General features: G+C 67.7%; 18 protein-coding genes. 2 read left to right on the forward strand and 16 right to left on the reverse strand.

Going from position 1 to position 19,638, the window contains the following annotated elements; all coding sequences use genetic code 11:
* The first annotated feature begins 153 nt into the window (after positions 1–153).
* Positions 154–369, forward strand: a complete 216-nt coding sequence (locus BLQ74_RS04470; RefSeq protein ID WP_090261327.1) for a cold-shock protein — start codon at positions 154–156, stop codon at positions 367–369.
* A 199-nt stretch (positions 370–568) separates the two neighbouring features.
* Here BLQ74_RS04470 and cadR read toward each other — a convergent pair whose 3' ends face one another.
* Entirely contained in the window at positions 569–1,036 is a 468-nt protein-coding gene (cadR, locus tag BLQ74_RS04475) for a Cd(II)/Pb(II)-responsive transcriptional regulator (RefSeq protein WP_090261329.1), read from the reverse strand.
* 135 nt (positions 1,037–1,171) lie between these two features.
* Here cadR and BLQ74_RS04485 point away from each other — a divergent pair, with 135 nt between their 5' ends.
* Entirely contained in the window at positions 1,172–3,463 is a 2,292-nt protein-coding gene (locus BLQ74_RS04485) for a heavy metal translocating P-type ATPase (protein ID WP_244507148.1), read from the forward strand.
* Between the two features lie 67 nt (positions 3,464–3,530).
* Here BLQ74_RS04485 and BLQ74_RS04490 read toward each other — a convergent pair whose 3' ends face one another.
* The 15 genes from BLQ74_RS04490 to BLQ74_RS04560 all read right to left on the reverse strand — a co-directional run bounded on the left by BLQ74_RS04490 (position 3,531) and on the right by BLQ74_RS04560 (position 19,601).
* A complete protein-coding gene (locus BLQ74_RS04490; RefSeq protein ID WP_090261333.1) occupies positions 3,531–4,040 on the reverse strand; it encodes an O-acetyl-ADP-ribose deacetylase in 510 nt (169 codons plus the stop codon).
* 11 nt (positions 4,041–4,051) lie between these two features.
* Positions 4,052–4,384 carry a PA3694 family proteiin gene (locus BLQ74_RS04495; protein ID WP_090261335.1) on the reverse strand — a complete coding sequence of 111 codons (333 nt, stop codon included), beginning with the start codon at positions 4,382–4,384 and terminating at the stop codon, positions 4,052–4,054.
* Complete coding sequence (locus tag BLQ74_RS04500; RefSeq protein ID WP_090261337.1) at positions 4,381–5,301, reverse strand: alpha/beta hydrolase; 921 nt, start codon at positions 5,299–5,301, stop codon at positions 4,381–4,383. The genes BLQ74_RS04495 and BLQ74_RS04500 overlap by 4 nt, the downstream gene beginning before the upstream one ends.
* A gap of 137 nt (positions 5,302–5,438) precedes the next feature.
* Positions 5,439–6,743 (reverse strand): flavohemoglobin expression-modulating QEGLA motif protein, encoded by a 1,305-nt coding sequence (locus tag BLQ74_RS04505; protein WP_090261339.1) that lies wholly within the window; start codon positions 6,741–6,743, stop codon positions 5,439–5,441.
* Positions 6,740–7,303, reverse strand: a complete 564-nt coding sequence (locus tag BLQ74_RS04510; protein ID WP_090261341.1) for a hypothetical protein — start codon at positions 7,301–7,303, stop codon at positions 6,740–6,742. Before BLQ74_RS04510 ends, BLQ74_RS04505 begins: the two co-directional genes overlap by 4 nt.
* Positions 7,304–7,369: 66 nt before the next feature.
* On the reverse strand, positions 7,370–8,083 hold the full coding sequence (locus BLQ74_RS04515; protein ID WP_090261343.1) for a TetR/AcrR family transcriptional regulator: 714 nt from the start codon (positions 8,081–8,083) through the stop codon (positions 7,370–7,372).
* Between the two features lie 302 nt (positions 8,084–8,385).
* Positions 8,386–9,891, reverse strand: a complete 1,506-nt coding sequence (gene lysS / locus BLQ74_RS04520) for a lysine--tRNA ligase (protein ID WP_090261346.1) — start codon at positions 9,889–9,891, stop codon at positions 8,386–8,388.
* Between the two features lie 87 nt (positions 9,892–9,978).
* Positions 9,979–11,074 (reverse strand): peptide chain release factor 2 gene (gene prfB / locus BLQ74_RS04525; protein WP_139199037.1). Its coding sequence is split into 2 segments (ribosomal slippage): positions 9,979–11,001 and positions 11,003–11,074, totalling 1,095 coding nucleotides; the frame shifts between segments, so codons are not numbered across the junction.
* A gap of 146 nt (positions 11,075–11,220) precedes the next feature.
* A complete protein-coding gene (locus tag BLQ74_RS04530; RefSeq protein WP_090261348.1) occupies positions 11,221–12,243 on the reverse strand; it encodes a diguanylate cyclase in 1,023 nt (340 codons plus the stop codon).
* A 36-nt stretch (positions 12,244–12,279) separates the two neighbouring features.
* Positions 12,280–13,287 (reverse strand): chemotaxis response regulator protein-glutamate methylesterase, encoded by a 1,008-nt coding sequence (gene cheB / locus BLQ74_RS04535; protein ID WP_090261350.1) that lies wholly within the window; start codon positions 13,285–13,287, stop codon positions 12,280–12,282.
* Positions 13,284–15,584, reverse strand: coding sequence for a hybrid sensor histidine kinase/response regulator (locus tag BLQ74_RS04540; RefSeq protein WP_090261352.1), 2,301 nt, complete (start codon positions 15,582–15,584; stop codon positions 13,284–13,286). The genes cheB and BLQ74_RS04540 overlap by 4 nt, the downstream gene beginning before the upstream one ends.
* Positions 15,581–16,258 carry a chemotaxis protein CheW gene (locus tag BLQ74_RS04545; protein WP_090261353.1) on the reverse strand — a complete coding sequence of 226 codons (678 nt, stop codon included), beginning with the start codon at positions 16,256–16,258 and terminating at the stop codon, positions 15,581–15,583. The genes BLQ74_RS04540 and BLQ74_RS04545 overlap by 4 nt, the downstream gene beginning before the upstream one ends.
* Complete coding sequence (locus BLQ74_RS04550; RefSeq protein WP_090261355.1) at positions 16,251–17,498, reverse strand: CheR family methyltransferase; 1,248 nt, start codon at positions 17,496–17,498, stop codon at positions 16,251–16,253. Before BLQ74_RS04550 ends, BLQ74_RS04545 begins: the two co-directional genes overlap by 8 nt.
* On the reverse strand, positions 17,495–18,007 hold the full coding sequence (locus tag BLQ74_RS04555) for a chemotaxis protein CheW (protein WP_090261356.1): 513 nt from the start codon (positions 18,005–18,007) through the stop codon (positions 17,495–17,497). The genes BLQ74_RS04550 and BLQ74_RS04555 overlap by 4 nt, the downstream gene beginning before the upstream one ends.
* Positions 17,982–19,601 (reverse strand): methyl-accepting chemotaxis protein, encoded by a 1,620-nt coding sequence (locus BLQ74_RS04560; protein WP_090261359.1) that lies wholly within the window; start codon positions 19,599–19,601, stop codon positions 17,982–17,984. Before BLQ74_RS04560 ends, BLQ74_RS04555 begins: the two co-directional genes overlap by 26 nt.
* Between the last annotated feature and the right edge of the window lie 37 nt (positions 19,602–19,638).

A 19,638-nucleotide genomic window follows, 5' to 3' on the forward strand; every position in this document is an offset into this window, starting at 1 on the left:
AGGGGAAAGGGCGTATGGTGAAACCACTGCTTGCACCGTTTTGCGGCCTCCCGATCCAGGGTTTGCCCCCTCTTTCTCTCTGTCAGCCGAGCGCGCAGCCAGTCTCGGCCAGAACTGTTGCTGAGCCGCGAGAACTCATTTTGGAGACCAGCAATGGCTACACGTCAGTCCGGAGTCGTCAAATGGTTCGATGCCAAGAAAGGCTACGGTTTCATCAAGCCTGAGGAGGGAAATGACATCTATGTGCACTATGGAGATATCGAGGGCGGTGGCCGCCAATGCCTGAACGAAGGACAGTATGTGACCTTCCTGGCCATCTCCGGTGATAAAGGTATTCAGGCAGAGCAGGTGCAAATCATATCGAGCTGATTGCCTGCTTCTTGCACCTGTTGCTGATAGAGCAGCAACGCGCGGACAAAGCCGGACCCCATGGTCCGGCTTTTTCTTGACGTCGACGCGGCTTTCCCAGCCCTGGCCCAGGGGCCGGCTTGGTTTCGGCCCGGCGAGTGCGCCGGGCCGCCGGCGCCCCGATGGCCTCTGGCTATTTCTCCGCCATGGGCTGAGGCCCTCAATGCCGCCGGTGAACGCCGGGCACATGCAGATGCCCGGCCTCGGCGCAGGCCTCCGGCACGCTGGAGGGTTCGGCCGGCAGCTCCAGTTCCCGCAGGATCCCGCAGTCCTCGCTGCTGCCGCTGCCACTGCAACGGGCCCGCAAGTCCTGCAACTGCTGGCGCAGCGACTGCAGCTCGGCGATGCGCACCTCGACATGGTGCAGATGCTCGTCGATCAGCCGGTTGGCCGTGCCGCAATCGGCCTCCGGGCGATCGCGCAGGCCGAGCAGGATGCGGATTTCCTCCTGCGTCATGTCCAGCGAGCGGCAATGGCGGATGAACGACAGCCGCTCGACGTGGCCGTTGTCGTACTGCCGGTAGTTGCCCCCCGAGCGCGCCGGCTCCGGCAGCAGCCCCTCGCGCTCGTAGTAACGGATGGTTTCCACCGGGCAGCCGGTAAGCTTGGCCAGTTCGCCGATCTTCATCTGATCCTCCTGCTGATCCACCTGAAAAGAACCGCCGCGCCTGACACAAGGCAAGGACGCTGAGGTTCCCGCTTGACTCTGTAGTGGCTACAGGGTGTGCAATCGCCGCCATACCGTCAAATGGGAACCGACCTGATGAGCGATGCCAACAGCCGCCAACCTGGATGCGGGCACTGTCAATGCCACGATCATGGCCCTGCACAGCGCCACGATCACCATCACGCGCATGAGCATGAGCATGAGCATGAGCATGAGCACGAGCACAGCCACCGCCAGCCGCACAGCGCCGCCGTGCCGCTGACCGCCGGTGAGGCCGCCGCCAGCGGCGCACTGCGCTGGAGCAGCCTGCGCATCGAAGCCATGGACTGCCCCACCGAGGAACGCCTGCTGCGCGAAGCGCTGGGCAAGCTGCCGGCGGTGGAGCAACTGGAATTCAATCTGATGCAGCGCCTGCTCAAGGTGCAGCATCGCTTCGACAGCCTGGAACCGCTGCAACGGCTGATCGCCTCCCTGGGCATGCAGGCCGAGCCGCTGGACGACGGCGCCACCGGCGCGGCCCCCGCCACGCCGCACAAGCCCTGGTGGCCACTGGCCCTGGCCGGCGGCCTGGCGCTGGCGGCGGAAGCCCTCGAATGGTTCGCCGTCGGCCCGCGCTGGCTGGTCGCCACGCTCGCCGTGCTGGCCATCCTCGGCGCCGGCCTGCCGACCTACCGCAAGGGCTGGATCGCCCTGAAGAACCGTGACCTGAACATCAACGCGCTGATGAGCATCGCGGTGACCGGCGCCGTGCTCATCGGCCAGTGGCCGGAAGCAGCCATGGTCGCGGTGCTCTTCGCCATCGCCGAACTGATCGAGGCCAAGTCGCTGGAGCGGGCGCGCAACGCCATTCGCGGCCTGCTGCAACTGACCCCGGAGCAGGCCACGGTGCTGGTCGAGGGCGAATGGCGCGATCTGCCGGTGAAAGCCGTGGCCCTGGGCAGCCGCGTGCGCGTGCGGCCGGGCGAGCGCATCGCCCTCGACGGCGAGGTTCTGGAGGGCCGCTCCAGCGTCGACCAGGCGCCCATCACCGGGGAAAGCCTGCCGGTGGAGAAACAGCCGGGCGACGCGTTGTTCGCCGGCAGCATCAATGCCGAGGGCGCGCTGGAATACCGCGTCACGCGCAGCGCCGACGACAGCACCCTGGCGCGGATCATCCATGCCGTGGAAGAAGCCCAGGGCTCGCGCGCGCCGACCCAGCGCTTCGTCGACCAATTCGCCCGCCTCTACACCCCGGCGGTGATCCTCATCGCCATCGCTACCGCGCTACTGCCGCCGCTGGCCTTCGGCGGCGCCTGGCTCGACTGGGTCTACCGCGCCCTGGTGCTGTTGGTGATCGCCTGCCCCTGCGCGCTGGTCATCTCCACCCCGGTGACCATCGTCAGCGGCCTCTCGGCGGCGGCACGCCTGGGCATCCTGATCAAGGGCGGGGTGTTCCTCGAACTCGGACGGCTACTGCAGTGGCTGGCCCTGGACAAGACCGGCACGCTCACCGAAGGCCGGCCGCGACAGACCGATTACCAGGCCCTGCGCGAGAACAGCGACGGCGTCCGCGCGCTCGCCGCCAGCCTGGCGGCGCGTTCCGACCACCCGGTGTCGCAGGCCGTGGCGCGCGCCGCCGAAGCGGACAACCTGGCGCTGTATGCGGTCAGCGAGCTGGCGGCCATCCCCGGACGCGGCGTCAAGGGTGAGATCGACGGCCACCTCTACCACCTGGGCAACCACCGCCTGGTGGAGGAGCTGGGGCTCTGCTCGGCCGACCTGGAGGCGCGTCTGGACGCTCTCGAACGGCAGGGCAAGACGGTCATCGTGCTGCTCGATGGCACGGGGCCGCTGGCGCTGTTCGCCGTCGCCGACACGGTCAAGGAGACCAGTCGCGAAGCGGTCGCCGAACTGCATCGGCTGGGCGTGAAGACCCTCATGCTCACCGGCGACAACCCGCACACCGCCAGCGCCATCGGCCAGCAGGTAGGCATCGACGAGGCACGCGGCAACCTGCTCCCGGAAGACAAGCTGAACGAGGTGAAAGCCCTGCAGGACGGCGGCGCGCGGGTCGGCATGGTCGGCGACGGGATCAACGACGCGCCGGCCCTGGCCCGCGCCGATATCGGCTTCGCCATGGGCGCCGCCGGCACCGACACGGCCATCGAAACCGCCGGCGTGGCCTTGATGGACGACGACCTGCGCAAGCTACCGCAGTTCATCCGCCTGTCGCGCCGCACCCACGCCGTGCTGCTGCAGAACATCAGCCTGGCGCTGGGCATCAAGGCGTTGTTCCTCGCCCTCACCCTGACCGGTGAAGGCACCCTGTGGATGGCGGTGTTCGCCGACATGGGCGCCAGCCTGCTGGTGGTGTTCAACGGTTTGCGCCTGCTGCGCATCCGCCCCTGAAGCGACCGCCGCGGACGCCGCCAGCTCCGCCGCTGGGACGGCCTGCCGGAGCGCCAGGCCGCAGGCCCTAGGCCTCGGCCAGCAGCCGCTGGTAGAGCCTGGCCATGTCTTCGCCGAAGGGCACCAGGATCAGCTCGCGCAGGCTGCCATCGGCGGCTTGCGCACGGCGCAGTTCGCTGATGGCGATGCGCGCCGCCAGCTCGTGGGGAAAGCGGTAGATGCCGCAACTGATCGCCGGAAACGCGATGCTCTGCAGGCCATGCTGCTCGGCCAGCGCCAGGCTGTTGCGGTAGCAGGCGGCGAGCAACTCCGCCTCGCCATGCTCGCCGCCGCGCCAGACCGGCCCGGCGGTGTGAATGATGTAGCGGGCCGGCAGGCGGAAGGCCGGGGTGATCTTCGCTTCGCCGGTGCGGCAACCGCCGAGCAGCCGGCAGTGGGCCAGCAGTTCCGCGCCGGCGGCACGATGGATGGCGCCGTCGACACCGCCGCCGCCGAGCAGCGAGGTGTTCGCCGCGTTGACGATGGCATCGACCGCCAGGCGGGTGATGTCGCCCTGCCAGACCCGGATGCTGCTCACCGGGCCGCCTCTTACTTCACTTGCTGCGGGGTTTCCTGGCCGGCGCAGCGCACCGCGTGCTTCTGCTTGTCGACCAGTACGCCGGACAGCCCCTTCTGGGTGGTATCGAGCAGCACCAGCACGCCATCGATGCACTGGGCGACCTGGTTGGCCGGCTCCAGCGACAGCTTGATGTCTTCGCCGGGCACGCTCTTGAGCATGGTGAAGTCGGCCAGCAGCAGGGCGTCCTCCTCCTTGGCGAAATGCACGTAGCCATAGAACCAGAGCACCGCGACGCTGGCGAAGACGCTGCCGATGGCGGTGAGGATGTACGGAATCATGTTGCGGTCGGTGGATGTGCTCATGGTTTGCCTTGGGAGTTGCTGGCCGGCTGCGCCGGCGGGTCGCTGTTGGGGACTTCGGCGAGACGACGCAGGCCGCTGAAATGCTGCGGATCGTCGAGGAAGCGCAGCATCACTTCACGCCAGGTCGGATCGCCGAAGGTTTCCACATGGTTGCCGCGGGTCAGTTGGAACACCTTTGGCGGGCGGGCGGCCTTGTACAGGCTCAGGCCGTTGTCCAGGGGCACGATGGTATCGTCGATGCTGTGAAAGAACAGCACGGGTGCGCCAGAAAGTCGCGGCATGGCGCGTATCGCGCTGTCGCCGTCGGGCACCAGCCAGGACAACGGCACCTGCAGCGGCCAGGTCAGCCAGGCGTTGCTCAGGGCATAGCGGCCGACCTGGCGATAGCTGGCCGGCACGCCATCGAGCACCAGCGCGTTGAGCTGATGCAGGCGCTGCGGATGCTCGGCCAGGTAATGCACCGCCAGGGCGCCGCCCAGGCTCTGCCCGAGCAGGATCAGCGGCTTGCCCTGGGTTTCCGGCGCCTGCTCCAGCCAGGTGAACGCGGCGTCGATGTCGCGGTAGACCTCCGGCAGCGTCGGGTCGCCTGCGGAATGTCCGTAGCCGCGGTAATCGAGCATCAGCACCTGGTAGCCCTGCTTGGGCAGCCAGAAGGTGCCGCCCAGGTGCCAGGCCATGTTGCCGCCGTTGCCATGCAGGTGCAGCACGGTGCCCTTCACCGGCACGCCGGGCTTGGCCGGCAACCACCAGCCGGCCAGCTTCACGCCATCGGCGGTGGTGATGCTGACATCGCGGTACTCCAGCTTGGCGCGCTTGGGCGTGATGGCCACGTCGGGGCTGGGATAGAACAGCAGCGAACTGCAGCCCCCGAGGGCGAGCAGCAGGGCTACGGCGACAGCCTTGAAGCGAACATTCATCAGTGGCGCGTCCTTGTATTCAACTGCCGCCGGCATGGTCCGCTGCCACGCACACGGCGGGCGCGGCTGAGCCGGCGAACACGGGTGACAGGCATCGCTCCGCGCAACGCCATCCTGCGGGTGACACGGCGCTCCGCTTACAGGATGTTGGCGTAGTCGGCTTCGATGCGGTCCAGGCTCAGGTGGTTGAGGAAGTTGGAGAAACACATCCAGGCCGACAGCGCATTGAGGTCGCGGAACTGCGGCGGCAGGTACTTCGGCGGCACCACCAGGCCCTCGTCCACCAATTGCCGCAGGGTACGCATGTCTTCCAGGGTGGCCTTGCCGCAGAACAGCAAGGGAATCTGCTCCAGTTTGCCTTTGCGCACGGCGAGCTGGATGTAGTTGTAGATCAGGATGAAGCCCTTCAGGTAGGACAGGTCCTTGGTGAAGGGCAGCCCGTTCGGCGTCGAGCCGCGGAACACCCGGCTGGCGTTCTGGTAGCTGCTTTCCTGGCTGTAGCCCTGCTCGCGGTAGAACTCGAACACCTCGATGAAGTCGGCGCCCTCCTCGGCCATGTGGATGGCGCGGGTGCGATTGGTCAGCTTGCGCAAGCGCGTCGGGTAGGAGGCGAAGGCGATCACCTCCATGAGGATGGCCAGGCCTTCCTGGGTCACGGTGGAGGACGGCGGGCCCTTGGCGAGGAAGGTGCAGATCGGCTGGTTGAGGCCATTGAGGGTGGTGCCGACATGCACCAGCCCCTCGTGGACCTCCAGCGCGCGCACGTCGCGCTCGTTGAACAGCGCATCGGCGCGCACCTTGATGTAGTCGGCGCCGGCCGCGGCGTCGGCGACGATGCCGTCGGACTCGAACACGCGGATGGTGCCCTCGGCCTCGCCGAACACCAGGTTCAGGCGTTCCTGCAGCATGTTCACCACCTGGCCGGCGGTGAGGGTCTTGGGTTCGTCCTTGAGGTCGCCACGGTGGGCGATGTTGTTCAGGTAATCGGAGAGCATCAGGCCGAGGTCGGCCAGGGTCGGGTCGCCGGCATGGAAGGCGTCCGAGGCCGAACCGTAGAGTTCCTGGGAGATCAGCCCGAAGTCCTGGGTGCCGCGGGCTTCGAGCATGCGGATGACCATGCGGTACTCGCGGCACATGCGTCGCATGATCTGCCCGACCGGGTTGAACTGCCCGAGCAGCCGGGTGATGTCGCGCTCCAGGTTCTGGAATTCCTGCTTCTTGGCGACGCTGTCGAAGGCCAGCGGGCGGCTGTCGTAGTAGTCCCGATCGACCTTGGGCGCATGCTTGCCGTGGCCCTTGAGAAAGTCCTCGCGGATCGAGTCATCCCATTTGATGGCATCGAGCACGCGGATCGGCGTCTGCGCCTCGACCAGGCGATCGGAAAGGCCACGGATGATCTGCTGGTACTCGCTGGGCGAGCTGTTCTTGCGCCGGGAATTCATGGGCTTTCCTTCTGGGGCACACGCTGGAAGCGTAGCGCTTCGACGAAGACATCGGCATTGGCGGGGTCGTCGAGGTAGGCGAAGACCTTGTCCAGCGGACTGTTCACCAGGGCGCCGGGGCCTTGCTCGCTGTCCACTTTCTGTCCTTGCAGCGCGCCTTTGTCCAGGCCCTGGAGGATCTGCTCGACGTCGAGGTTGTAGATCACCAGTTCGTCCTTGTCGGTGATCTCGAATCCGGCCAGGACGAAGTTGCCGCCCTGGCTCTTCGGCAGGCCGGCGGAGAAGTACCAGCGCTGGCCGTGATGGGTGACGGTGAAGGGCAGGTCCTCGGCGCTGTCGGTATTGCCGCTGTCGTCGAAGTAACTGAAGGCGCGGTAGCGGTTGTCGCCGTTGCGGCTGATTTCGAGGAACTGCTCCTCGCCGTATTCGTCGATCCGCGACCATTGACCGAGCAGTTGGGCCGGCGCGGCCTCCTGCGCTGCGATGGGCTCCTTGAAGGTCACCAGACAGCCGCCAAGCAGCAGGACGCTCAATAACAACAGGGCGCGCCAGGCTTTCATCGAACTCTCCTCAGGCGTCCCTCGCGAGCAGGCGGGATACCGGCATGAATGTCGCCCTCGGCGGCATCAGAGCCCAAGGACCAGATACAGATAGCGGGTCAGGATGGCGCGCATCTCGGAGATATCCAGGCGCTCCACGCCATCCAGCAGGCCCTGATACTCCATCTGCAGGATGATGGCCGTCAACACCTTGGCGTCCTGCTCCGGCTGCCCGGAGCCCAGCACCTGGAAGAAGTGCACCACGCCAAGGGAAAGGATGCGCCTGTGGCTCTGCGCCAGTTGTTCCAGGCGCGGATTGAGCAGCGCTTCCTGGAGGAACGCCTGCTCTGCCAGCAGGTGCTCGCGGCGCTCGTTGAGTTGCGTCAGCACGTACTGGATGGCCAGTTCGACGATGCGCTCGACCAGCTCCTGGCGCGCCTGCTGGCTGCCGGCGAGGCTCGCCACCATCGCCTGCAGATCGTCTTCGACGCTGGCCCAGAACGCCGCCAGCGCTTCGGCGCTGCGCTCGACGAAGAGGGCGAAGGTGTCGGTGATCAGGTCTTGGATGTCTTTGAAGTAGTAGGTGGTGGCGGACAGAGGCACGCCGGCCTCGGTCGCCACCGCGCGGTGGCGCACGGCACGCACACCCTCGCGGACGATGATGCGCAGGGCGGCGTCGAGGATCGCCTGGCGACGCTGTTCGCTTCCCTGTCGGGCGGCCTTGCGGCCCTGGTACTGAACGCTTCCGGCAACCGCGCTGGCGGCCTCGGCGGCGCTGTCACTGTGGGGCACTGGGGACACGGTAATTCCTCCGCTCGGCGGCGTAATGACGCATTGTTTGGACTTTTTATCGGCGAATCAACGAGGTGCGGACCCTGCCGGAGCCGCCCGCGTATATGACCGGTGGTGCCTCGCCGAAGTCACGCCGGCGGGCCTGCCACGGACGGCTTTTTTCCGCGCGCCACGCCGGCCTGCGCACCCTCTTCGAGTATGGACCCGGACGCGCGTGGACGAGGCGGATTCAGCGCCGGGGCGAAGCCGGCGAGCCGCGCGCGACAGGCATGAAAAAAGCCGCCCGAAGGCGGCTTTTTCAGGGTTCCGGCTCAGGCCTGCGGGCGCATGTGCGGGAACAGGATGACGTCGCGGATCGACGGCGAGTTGGTCAGCAGCATCACCAGGCGGTCGATGCCGATGCCTTCGCCGGCGGTGGGCGGCATGCCGTATTCGAGGGCGTTGACGAAGTCGGCGTCGAAGTGCATCGCCTCGTCGTCACCGGCGTCCTTGTCCTTGACCTGCTGCATGAAGCGCTCGGCCTGGTCTTCGGCATCGTTCAGCTCGGAGTAGGCGTTGGCGATCTCGCGGCCGCCGATGAACAGCTCGAAGCGGTCGGTGACGTTGGGGTTCTCGTCGTTGCGGCGCGCCAGCGGCGACACCTCGAACGGGTACTGGGTGATGAAGTGCGGCTGCTCCAGCTTGTGCTCGACCAGTTCCTCGAAAATCATCACCTGCAGCTTGCCCAGGCCTTCGAAGCCGAGCACCTTGGCGCCGGCCTTCTTGGCAATCGCGCGGGCCTTGTCGATGTCCTGCAGGTCGGCCGCGGTGATGTCCGGGTTGTACTTGAGGATCGAGTCGAACACCGACAGACGCACGAAGGGCTCGCCGAAGTGGAAGACCTTGTCGCCGTAGGGCACGTCGGTGGTGCCGAGCACCGCCTGGGCCAGCTCGCGGAACAGTTCCTCGGTCAGGTCCATGTTGTCTTCGTAGTCGGCGTAGGCCTGGTAGAACTCGAGCATGGTGAACTCGGGGTTGTGCCGGGTCGAGACGCCTTCGTTACGGAAGTTGCGGTTGATCTCGAAGACCTTCTCGAAGCCACCGACCACCAGGCGCTTGAGGTACAGCTCCGGGGCGATACGCAGGAACATCGGCATGTCCAGCGCGTTGTGGTGGGTCTCGAAGGGCTTGGCCGCGGCGCCGCCGGGGATGGTCTGCAGCATCGGGGTTTCCACTTCGAGGAAACCGCGCTCGCTGAGGAAGCGGCGGATGTGCGCGATCACCTGGGAGCGCACGCGGAAGGTCTCGCGCACTTCTTCGTTGACGATCAGGTCGACGTAGCGCTGGCGATAGCGCTGCTCGGTGTCGGTCAGGCCGTGGTGCTTGTCCGGCAGCGGGCGCAGCGACTTGGTCAGCAGGCGCACGTTGCTCATGTCGACGTACAGGTCGCCCTTGCCTGAGCGCGCCAGCACGCCCTCGGCGCCGATGATGTCGCCCAGGTCCCAGGTCTTCACCTCGGCCAGGGTCGTTTCCGGCAGGGTCTTGCGGTTGACGTACACCTGCAGGCGACCGGTCATGTCCTGCAGGACGATGAAGGAGCCGCGGTTGAGCATGATGCGACCGGCGACCTTGACCGGAATGGCTGCGGCTTCCAGCTCTTCCTTGGTCTTGTCGGCGTACTGTTTCTGCAGGTCCGCGAAATAGGCGTCGCGGCGGAAGTCGTTGGGGAAGGCGATGGCCTGGGCTTCACGCACGGCGGCAAGCTTTTCCTTGCGCTGGGCGATCAGCTTGTTTTCTTCCTGTTGCAGTTCGTGCTGGTCGAGTTGTTGGTCGCTCATGGTCGTTCTGTCTGCCTGGCGCGTATTCAAAATGGTTGGATCGAGAACGGGCTGCGCGCGAGCCGGCCCGTCCCCGCGAAATGGCCGTTACAGGCCTTGTTTCAAGCTGGCTTCGAGGTACTCGTCGAGATCGCCGTCGAGCACCTTGTCGCAGTCGCTGCGCTCGACGCCGGTGCGCAGGTCCTTGATCCGCGACTGGTCGAGCACGTAGGAGCGGATCTGGTGTCCCCAGCCGATGTCCGACTTGCTGTCTTCCAGGGCCTGGGAAGCGGCGTTGCGCTTCTGCATTTCCTGCTCGTACAACTTGGCCCGCAGCATTTTCATGGCGGTGTCCTTGTTGGCGTGCTGGGAGCGTTCGTTCTGGCACGACACCACGGTATTGGTCGGGATGTGGGTGATCCGCACCGCCGAGTCGGTGGTGTTCACGTGCTGGCCGCCGGCGCCGGAGGAACGGTAGGTGTCGATGCGCAGATCGGCCGGGTTGATCTCGATCTCGATGTTGTCGTCGATTTCCGGCGAGACGAACACCGCGGTGAACGAGGTGTGGCGGCGGTTGCCGGAGTCGAACGGGCTCTTGCGCACCAGGCGGTGCACGCCGATCTCGGTGCGCAGCCAGCCGAAGGCGTACTCGCCCTTGATATGCACGGTGCAGCCCTTGATGCCGGCGACTTCGCCTTCGGACAGCTCCATGATGGTGGCGTCGAAGCCGTGCTTGTCGGCCCAGCGCAGGTACATGCGCAGCAGCATGTTGGCCCAGTCCTGGGCCTCGGTGCCGCCGGAGCCGGCCTGGATGTCCAGGTAGGCGTTGTTCGGGTCCATCTCGCCGCTGAACATGCGGCGGAATTCCAGTTTCTCGAGGATCGTGCGCAGGCGCTCGACTTCGCTGGCGACGTCGTTCACCGCGCCTTCGTCGTTTTCTTCGACGGCCATGTCCAGCAGGTCGCGGGAATCGGCCAGGCCGCTGCTGAGGTCATCCAGGGTTTCGACGATCTGCGCCAGGGTGGCGCGCTCGCGGCCCAGGTTCTGGGCGTACTCCGGATTGTTCCAGACGTTCGGGTCTTCGAGTTCGCGGTTTACTTCGACCAGACGATCATGCTTGAGATCGTAGTCAAAGATACCCCCGAATAGACTGGGTGCGCTCGGACAGGTCCTTGATGCTGTTGAGGATCGGATTGATTTCCATGGCGGACAACACTCACAGGCGATAGGCGTGGAAAAACCCGGAAGTATACCCGAGATCGCCGCCCGTGAGCGGCTATGCGTCAGCCGGAACGCATCGATGCGACCGACGCACGCCGCGCCCCGGCGCGCGCCGGAGCGGGACAGTCGTCAGACGCCGGGCGCCTCGACCACGCCGAGGCGGTTACGCCCGCCGCGCTTGGCGTTGTAGAGCGCGCGATCGGCCATTTCGATCAGCCGCCGGCAGCCTTCGCCAGCCTGCGGGGTCAGGGTGGCGACGCCGACGCTGACGCTCAGCACCGAGCCCGGCTGCGGGGTTTCGTGGCGGATGGCCATGGCCTGTATCGTCAGCCGCAGTTTCTCCCCCAGCAGGCGCGCGCCGCCCGGCGAGGTGCCCGGGAGGATGATGGCGAACTCTTCGCCGCCGTAGCGCGCCGGCAGATCGGAAGAGCGCCCGCAGCTCTCGCGGATGGCCGCGGCGACCCGGCGCAGCGCCTCGTCGCCGGCCAGGTGGCCGAAGGTGTCGTTGAAGGCCTTGAAGTAGTCCACGTCGATCAGCACCAGCGACAGTTGGCTCTGATCGCGCAGGGCGCGGCGCCACTCCATTTCCAGGTACTCGTCGAAGTGCCGGCGGTTGGACAGCCCGGTGAGGCCGTCGGAGTTCATCAGGCGCTGCAGCACCAGGTTGGTTTCCAGCAGCTTCTGCTGGCTCTCGCGCAGCGCCCGGTAGGCCTCGTCGCGCTGCTGCAGGGCGAGGTAGGAACGCGAGTGGTAGCGCACCCGCGCCACCAGTTCGATGGCGTCCGGCAACTTGACCAGGTAGTCGTTGGCGCCCGCGGCGAAGGCCGCGCTCTTCACCAGCGGGTCTTCCTTGGTCGATAGGACGATGATCGGAATGTCGCGGGTCAGCGGGTTGCGACGGTATTCGCGGACCAGCACCAAGCCATCGGTATCGGGCATCACCAGGTCCTGGAGGATCACCGTCGGGCGGATCTGCAGGGCCACCTCGATGGCCTGGCTGGGGTCGGAGCAGAAGTGGAAATCGATGCCGATGTCTTCCGCCAGGGCACGGCGGACCGCTTCGCCGATCATGGCCTGGTCGTCGACCAGCAGGACCATGACCGCCGTATCGTCCGGGGGGAACAGGGAATTGGGGTTCTCGAATGGATTCATCGTTGCTTCGGGCGCCGCTGGCGCTCCCTCCGGATATCAGCCGAACAGTTCGCCCAAACGCCGGGCGATCTCGCCCAGCGAACGGATTTCCGACGCGGCGCCGATCGCTGCCGCGGCCTTGGGCATGCCGTAGACGGCACTGCTTCCCTGGTCCTGGGCGAGGGTCAGGAAGCCCCGCTCGCGCATGTGTTTGAGCCCCTGGGCGCCGTCGCGGCCCATGCCGGTGAGCAGCACGCCGACCGCCTGGCCGACCCAGTTTTCCACCACGCTGTCGAAGAACACGTCGATCGACGGCCGGTAGATATGCCCGCTGGGCTCCGCCGTGTAGGCCAGTTCGCCGTTGCGTTGCAGGCGGATGTGATCGTTGGTGCCGGCCAGCAGCACGCAGCCCGGCTGCGGCACCTCGCCCTGACGCGCCAGGCGCACCGGGAAGGGGGCCTGGCTGGCCAGCCAGTCGGCCATGCCGGCCGCGAAGACCTCATCGACGTGCTGCACCACCACCATGGCCGCGGAAAAGCTCGCCGGCAGGCGTTTCAGCAACTCGGCGAGGGCCGCCGGGCCACCCGCCGACGCACCCACCGCCACCAGCCGCCGCGCGCTGAGCGAGGCATCGCGGGTGACGCCTTCCGGGCGCGGCCGGCTATTGCCCGGCGCCGACAGCCAGGCCAGGTTCTGCAACTTGCGCAGCAACGGCCGCGCCGCCTGCAGCGAATCGCCGACGCCCAGCAGCGGAGTGTTCACCGCATCCACCGCGCCGCAGCCCATGGCCTCGAAGACCCGCGCCAGGTTCAGCTCCAGGTCGGAGGTGACGACGATGATCGCGCAGGGCGAGGCGGCCATGATCCGCCGGGTCGCTTCGACGCCATCCATCACCGGCATCAGCAGATCCATCAACACCACGTCCGGGGTCTGCGCGGCGCACATCTGCACCGCCTCGGCGCCGTTGCCGGCGACCCAGAGCACACGGTGCGCCGGCTCGAAGGCCAAGGCGCGGCGCATGGCCTCCACCGCCAACGGCATGTCGTTGACTATCCCTATCTTCATCCCTGGGCACTCCCGATCAGGTCGAACACCGCATCCAGCAGCGCCTCGTCATGGAAACTGGCTTTGGCCAGATAATAGTCGGCGCCGGCTTCCAGACCACGTCGGCGGTCCTCTTCGCGATCCTTGTAGGACACCACCATCACCGGCAGCGACTGCAAACGGCTGTCGCGACGAATCATCCCGACCAGCTCGATGCCGTCCATGCGCGGCATGTCGATGTCGGTGATGACCAGGTCGAACGGCTCGGCGCGCAGGGCGTTCCAGCCATCCATGCCGTCCACCGCCACCGCCGCCTGGTAACCGCGGCCGAGCAGCAACTTGCGCTGCAGTTCGCGCACGGTCAGCGAGTCGTCCACCACCAGCACGCGCTTGCGCCGCGCGGCGCCCTGGCGCGTCCCGCCGTCGATGCGGTCCAGACGGCCGCTGGCGAGCAGCTTGCCGATGGATACCAGCATGTCCTCGACGTCGAGGATCAACACCGGCGTGCCGTCGTCCAGCAGGGCGCCGGCGGAAACGTCCTGGACCTTGCCCAGGCGCGGGTCCAGCGGCATCACCACCAGGGTGCGCTCGCCGATGAAGCGCTCCACCGCGACGCCGTACACCGCCTCGCGCTCGCGCAGCAGCACCAGCGGGATGTCGCCTTCCACGGCGCGGCCCTCGGGGCTTTGCAGCAACTGGCTGGCGGCCACCAGGCCGACGTGGCGGTCCTCGTGCCAGAACTGTTGGCGGCCGTCGATCTGCACGATGTCTTCCGGCGCCAATCGACGCATGCGTTCGATATGCGCCAGCGGGAAGGCATAGGCTTCGCCGCCGACTTCCACCACCAGGCTGCGCACCACCGATAGGGTCAGCGGCACCTCGATGTGGAAGAAGGTCCCCTGCCCCGCCAGCTGTTCCATGCGGATGCCACCGCGCAACTGGCGCACCAGGTGCTGCACGGCGTCGAGGCCGACGCCGCGACCGGACACCTCGGTGACCTGCTCGCGCAGGCTGAAGCCGGGCAGGAAGAGGAACGCCAGCAGTTCCTCCTCGCTCAGGCGCGCCGCCGTCTCGGCGCTGGCCAGGCCACGGCGGAGCACGCTGGCGCGCAAGCGTTCGAGGTCGACGCCGGCGCCGTCGTCGCGCAGGTCGAGCACCAGCATGCCGGCGTGGTGCCGCGCCAGCAGACGGATCAGGCCCTGCTCGGGCTTGCCGGCGCGGCGGCGCTGGTCCGGCGTTTCGATGCCATGGTCGACGGCATTGCGCAGCAGATGGGTGAGCGGCGCTTCGAGTTTCTCCAGCACCTCGCGGTCAACCTGGGTGGAGACCCCGTCGACCTCCAGGCGCACCGACTTGCCCAGTTCGCGACCGAGGTCGCGGACCATCCGCGCCTGGCCCGCGAGCACATCGGAGAAGGGCCGCATGCGGCACGACAGCGCGGTGTCATAGAGGGACTGAGCGCGTTGCCCGGTATTCCAGGCGAATTCGTCCAGCTCGACCATCTGTTCGCCGAGCAGTTGCTGGCACTCGCCCAGCAGGCGCCGGGCATCGGCGAGGAAGGCCTGGGTCTGGGGATCGAGACTGGGGCAGACGCTGTCCCGGGCGCTGTCGAGCAAGCGGCTGGCGCCGGCCTGCAAGCGCTTCAAGCGTTGCAGCGACACCTGCAGCGGCTGCAGGCGCTGGGAGTCGACCAGGGCCTTGCCGGACAGGTCGAGCAATTGGTTGAGGCGCTCGGCGGTCACCCGCAGCACCCGCTCGCTGGCCTCGCCGCCGTCGGCGCGCCGTGGCTCGTTCGACTCCGCTGGCTCAGCGGCGTCCGCCGGCTCGGCGAGCCCCTGGGGTTCGTCGGCGGCTGCCATCGGCGCAACCAGCGGCGGCGGCGCGGTGAGCGGCACGGCGGCGGCGCTGGCCGGTGCCGGCGACTCGCCGAGCAATGACTGCAAGCGCTCCACCAGCGCCGCGACCGCCAGGCTCGCCTGTTCGGCGCGGGCGCTGTCGGCATCGGCGATATGCAGGAGGATATCGGTGCCGGCCAGCAGCGCATCGACATGCTCCGGGCTGAGCAGCAGGCGGCCTTCCTGGGCGGCGACCAGGCACTCCTCCATCACATGGGCGACCTGCACGCCGCTGTCCAGGCCGACGATGCGCGCCGCGCCCTTCAGCGAATGCGCCGCGCGCATGCAGGCTTCCAGCTCCTGGGACAGGCGCGGGTCACGTTCCAGCGCCAGCAGGCCCTGGCCGAGCGCCTGGGTCTGCGCCTCGGCCTCGAGGCGGAACAGTTCCAGCAGCGAGGCGTCCTTCATTTGGTCAGGAGTCATGCCAGGCTCCGCGTCGCGGCAGCTAGCAGCGCCTGGTGATCGAGCAGGCTCACGCTACGCGAGCGCCACAGCAAGACGTCCTGGGTGAAGCGCGAGGAACCGGCCTGGAGCGAGCGCTCACGGGCCGGATTGAGCGGGTGGATGCCATCCACCTCGTCCACCGGCGCCACGATCGGGCCTCCGGCGGCGGCCAGGATGAGCATGCGCGGCACGCGCCGACCGCCCTCCTCCGGCGCGGCGGCCGGCGCCAGGCCGAGCAGCTCGGCAAGGGACAGGCAGGCCACCAGGGTGCCGTGCACATTGGCCACACCGAGCAGCGCCGGCGAGCGCGGATGCGGTAGCGAATGCACCGGGCAGGCCGGCGCCACCTCGACCAGCGCCAGGGTGCGCAAGGCCAGCCACTCTGCGCCGAGGCGGAACAACAGGTGCGCCTCGCCGAGCGCCTCCACCGCCTCGGCGGGCTCAACGCTCGTGGCCTCCGCGGCTTCGTCGCCGAGCACGTAGCGGTCCAGCAGGCGCGTGGCGGCGGCGGCGAACACCGGGCAATTGAGGCAGCGGACGTGCTCGGCCAGGCGCGCGCAGCTCTTGTCGCCACGCACGCCGATGCGGTTCCAGCAGTCGTCGAGCACCTCGGCGGCGGCATCCAGGTGCAATCGGTAATTCTGCTCAAACATCGCGCTTCACTCCTCGCGCGGCGCGCTCCTGCAAGCGCCGCGCGCCCTCGGCATCGCCGCGCGCGGCGAGCAGCGCGGCCAGGTGCAGCAGGCTTTCCTGATGATCGGGTTGCAGGTACAGCGCCTTGCGATAGAACCCCAGGGCCTGCTCGGCCTGCCCGCCGGCATCGCTGAGCAGCCCCAGCCAGTAATAGGCCGGCGCCGAGGGGCCGTGGCTGACCAGCAGGCTTTCGCAGCGTTGCCGCGCCCGTTCGCTGTCGCCCTGATTGGCCAGCCGGGCGACCTCCGCCAATCCGGCATCGAGGCTGTCCTCGCCCGCCACCGGCGCCTTGGCCGGGATCGCCGGGCGGCGTGGCGTCGACCGCAGCGGCTGGGGCCGGACGGGGGCTTGCCGGACGACCGCGCGCGGGCTCTTGAATGGCGTGGCCAGCGGCGCCGCCGGCGGCTCGTGCTCCAGGCAGAAAGCGAACGACTGCGCCACGCCCAGCGGGCGCATGCCCTGGCGCGACAGCAGGCTGGCTTCCGCCGGGCCAATGAACAGCACACCATCGTCGCGGACCAGGCGCCGCAGCACCTGCACCGCGCGCTCCTGGGTGGCGCGGTCGAAATAGATCAGCAGGTTGCGGCAGAACAGGTAATCGTAGGCCGGTTCCTCGGCGAGCAGGCCGGGCGCCAGCAGGTTGCCAATGCGCAGGCGCACGCGGCGGCGCACCCGCTCGTCCAGTAGGTAGCCGTGTTCCTGGGCGACGAAATAGCGCTCGCGGAAGCCCAGTTCGCTGCCGCGGAAGGAATTGCGCCCGTACTGGCCGTGCTGCGCCCGTTCGAGCATGGCCGGGCTGATATCCAGGGCGTCGATCTGGAAGCTCTGCTCCGGCAGGCCGGCGTCGAGCAGGGTCATGGCGATGGAATAGGGTTCCTCGCCGCTGGCGCACGGCAGGCTGAGTATGCGCAGCGGCCGCGCGCCGGCCAGCTCGCGCTGGCGACGGCTGGCCAGTCGGGCCAGGGCGGCGAAGGATTCCGGGTAGCGGAAGAACCAGGTCTCCGGGACGATCACCGCCTCGATCAACGCCTGCACGTCCTCGGCCGAGTCCTGCAGGCGCTGCCAGTAGGCCTCGACATTGCCCGCCGCCACGCGATTGGCGCATTGGCGCACGGCGCGGGCGACCACCGCCGCGCCGACCGAATCGGCATCCAGGCCGATGCGCTCCTTGAGCAGTTGGCTGAAACGCGCGTCGATCATCGCGGCGGCTCCTCGGCGGCCTGCAACAGCAGCGCGCGCACCGACTCGGGCAGCAGATCGTCAATGCACACGCGTTGCAGCAGGCCCTGCTCATCCTCCAGCACCGGGCCGAGGTAGCGGGCCTCGCCGCGCGCCAGGCCGTAGTCGCGGAACGCCGCCGGGTCGCGGCGCAGGGTGTGGCTGGCGTGTTCCAGGATCAGCCCCAGGCGGCGCGGCGCCCCGACGCCGCCGGTGCGGTAGTCGACCAGCACCAGGCGCGTGCTGGTCAGGCGCGGCGCCGGGTGGCCGCAGGCGATCTGGCTGAGGTCGAGCACCGGCAACAGCTCGCCGCGATGGACGAACAGCCCGGCGACCCAGGCCGGCGCTTCCGGCACCTGCTTGAAACGCGCCAGCGGCAGCACCTCGGCGATCTCGCGCACGTCCAGGGCGTAGCGGTCCGCCCCCAGGCGGAACTGCAGGTACAGGCGACCGGAGGCGCGCTCGTCAGACCTTGAAGCGGGAGACACCATTGCGCAGTCCATTGGCCACGAGGTTGAGTTCGTCGATGGCGAAGCTGGCCTGGCGCAGCGACTCCACGGTCTGTCCGGTGGCCTCGCCAAGCTGCACCAGCGCCTGGTTGATCTGCTCGGCGCCGGTGGCCTGCGCCTGCATGCCCTCGTTGACCATCTGCACGCGCGGCGCCAGGGCCTGGACCTGCTGGATGATCTGCGACAGTTGCTCGCCGACCTGGCCGACTTCGTCGATGCCACGGCGCACTTCTTCGGAGAACTTGTCCATGCCCATCACCCCGGCGGACACCGCCGACTGGATTTCGCGGACCATCTGTTCGATGTCGTAGGTCGCCACCGCGGTCTGGTCGGCCAGGCGGCGCACCTCGGTGGCCACCACGGCGAAGCCGCGGCCGTATTCGCCGGCCTTCTCCGCTTCGATGGCGGCGTTGAGCGAGAGCAGGTTGGTCTGGTCGGCGACCTTGACGATGGTGGTCACCACCTGGTTGATGTTGCCGGCGCGCTCGTTGAGGATCGCCAGCTTGGCGTTGACCAGCTCGGCGGCGCCCATCACCTGGTGCATGGTTTCCTCCATGCGCGCCAGGCCCAGTTGGCCGGAGCCGGCCAGGGTGGAGGTCTGTTCGGCGGCGACCGACACTTCGGTCATGGTCCGCACCAGGTCGCGCGAGGTGGCGGCGATTTCCCGCGAGGTGGCGCCGATTTCGGTGGTGGTGGCCGCCGTCTCGGTGGCCGTCGCCTGCTGTTGCTTGGAAGTGGCGGCGATCTCGGTCACCGAGGTGGTCACCTGGATCGCCGAGCGCTGCGCCTGCGAGACCAGGCCCTTGAGTTCTTCGGCCATGCCGTTGAAGCCGCTCTCGATGGCGCCGAACTCGTCCTCGCGGCCCAGCTTCAGGCGCGCGGTCAGGTCACCGCCGCTGAGGGTGCCGAAGACGTCCACCACCTTGCCCACCGGGCTGGTGATCGCGCGCATCAGGCGCACGCCGCAGACGCCGGCGATGAGCAGCGCCAGCAGCAGCGACACGATCATGGTGATCTCGGCGATCTCGACCTTGCGGACGATGGCCGCGGCCGCCGTGTCGGCGATCGCCTTGTTCAGGGTGATCATCTCGCCGAGCGTTTGCCGGCCCTTGTCCCAGGCGGGAATGAGCTCTTCCAGCAACACCCGGCGCGCGGCCTCGCGGTCCTTGCCATAAAGATCGAGCAGTTGTTCGAGCTGGCCGTTGAAGGCATCGGCCTGCTGCCGGAAACGCAACAGCGCGTCACGGTCGTGCTGGTCCTGCACGGTGCTTTCGTAGCTACCGATACGCTCCAGCAGGCTGTCGTGAAGGGCCCGGAAACTCTGGCGCCCGGCGCTGTCCAGCGGCTTGCCGTCGCTCAGTCCGACCTGCACCTGGGCCTTCATCATGGTGTCGGTCCAGGTGGTGCGAATGGTGGTCAGCGCATAGGTGCCGGGCATGGCATCGGTGCTGACCTTGCGCGCTTCGCGCTCGACCGCCAGCAGGCTGACGTACGAAAACACCACCATCAGCAGCATGATCGCGATGACGACCGCGAAACTGGCAAGGATGCGTTGGCGGAGAGTCCAGTTCTTCACAGTGTTCCCCTGAAATGCTCTGAGTCCTTCGTAGGGC

Source organism: Pseudomonas panipatensis (genome assembly GCF_900099785.1).
In the GTDB taxonomy this organism is placed as follows: domain Bacteria; phylum Pseudomonadota; class Gammaproteobacteria; order Pseudomonadales; family Pseudomonadaceae; genus Pseudomonas; species Pseudomonas panipatensis.

Bases quoted from the DNA above. Each gene is read 5' to 3' on its own strand.
- BLQ74_RS04530 (WP_090261348.1), bottom strand. From the start codon at position 12,243: ATGAATCCATTCGAGAACCCCAATTCCCTGTTCCCCCCGGACGATACG.
- BLQ74_RS04485 (WP_244507148.1), top strand. From the start codon at position 1,172: ATGAGCGATGCCAACAGCCGCCAACCTGGATGCGGGCACTGTCAATGC.
- BLQ74_RS04510 (WP_090261341.1), bottom strand. From the start codon at position 7,303: ATGAAAGCCTGGCGCGCCCTGTTGTTATTGAGCGTCCTGCTGCTTGGC.
- BLQ74_RS04505 (WP_090261339.1), bottom strand. From the start codon at position 6,743: ATGAATTCCCGGCGCAAGAACAGCTCGCCCAGCGAGTACCAGCAGATC.
- BLQ74_RS04470 (WP_090261327.1), top strand. From the start codon at position 154: ATGGCTACACGTCAGTCCGGAGTCGTCAAATGGTTCGATGCCAAGAAA.
- lysS (WP_090261346.1), bottom strand. From the start codon at position 9,891: ATGAGCGACCAACAACTCGACCAGCACGAACTGCAACAGGAAGAAAAC.
- cadR (WP_090261329.1), bottom strand. From the start codon at position 1,036: ATGAAGATCGGCGAACTGGCCAAGCTTACCGGCTGCCCGGTGGAAACC.
- BLQ74_RS04495 (WP_090261335.1), bottom strand. From the start codon at position 4,384: ATGAGCACATCCACCGACCGCAACATGATTCCGTACATCCTCACCGCC.
- BLQ74_RS04500 (WP_090261337.1), bottom strand. From the start codon at position 5,301: ATGAATGTTCGCTTCAAGGCTGTCGCCGTAGCCCTGCTGCTCGCCCTC.
- BLQ74_RS04540 (WP_090261352.1), bottom strand. From the start codon at position 15,584: ATGACTCCTGACCAAATGAAGGACGCCTCGCTGCTGGAACTGTTCCGC.
- cheB (WP_090261350.1), bottom strand. From the start codon at position 13,287: ATGAAGATAGGGATAGTCAACGACATGCCGTTGGCGGTGGAGGCCATG.
- BLQ74_RS04545 (WP_090261353.1), bottom strand. From the start codon at position 16,258: ATGTTTGAGCAGAATTACCGATTGCACCTGGATGCCGCCGCCGAGGTG.
- BLQ74_RS04550 (WP_090261355.1), bottom strand. From the start codon at position 17,498: ATGATCGACGCGCGTTTCAGCCAACTGCTCAAGGAGCGCATCGGCCTG.
- BLQ74_RS04555 (WP_090261356.1), bottom strand. From the start codon at position 18,007: ATGGTGTCTCCCGCTTCAAGGTCTGACGAGCGCGCCTCCGGTCGCCTG.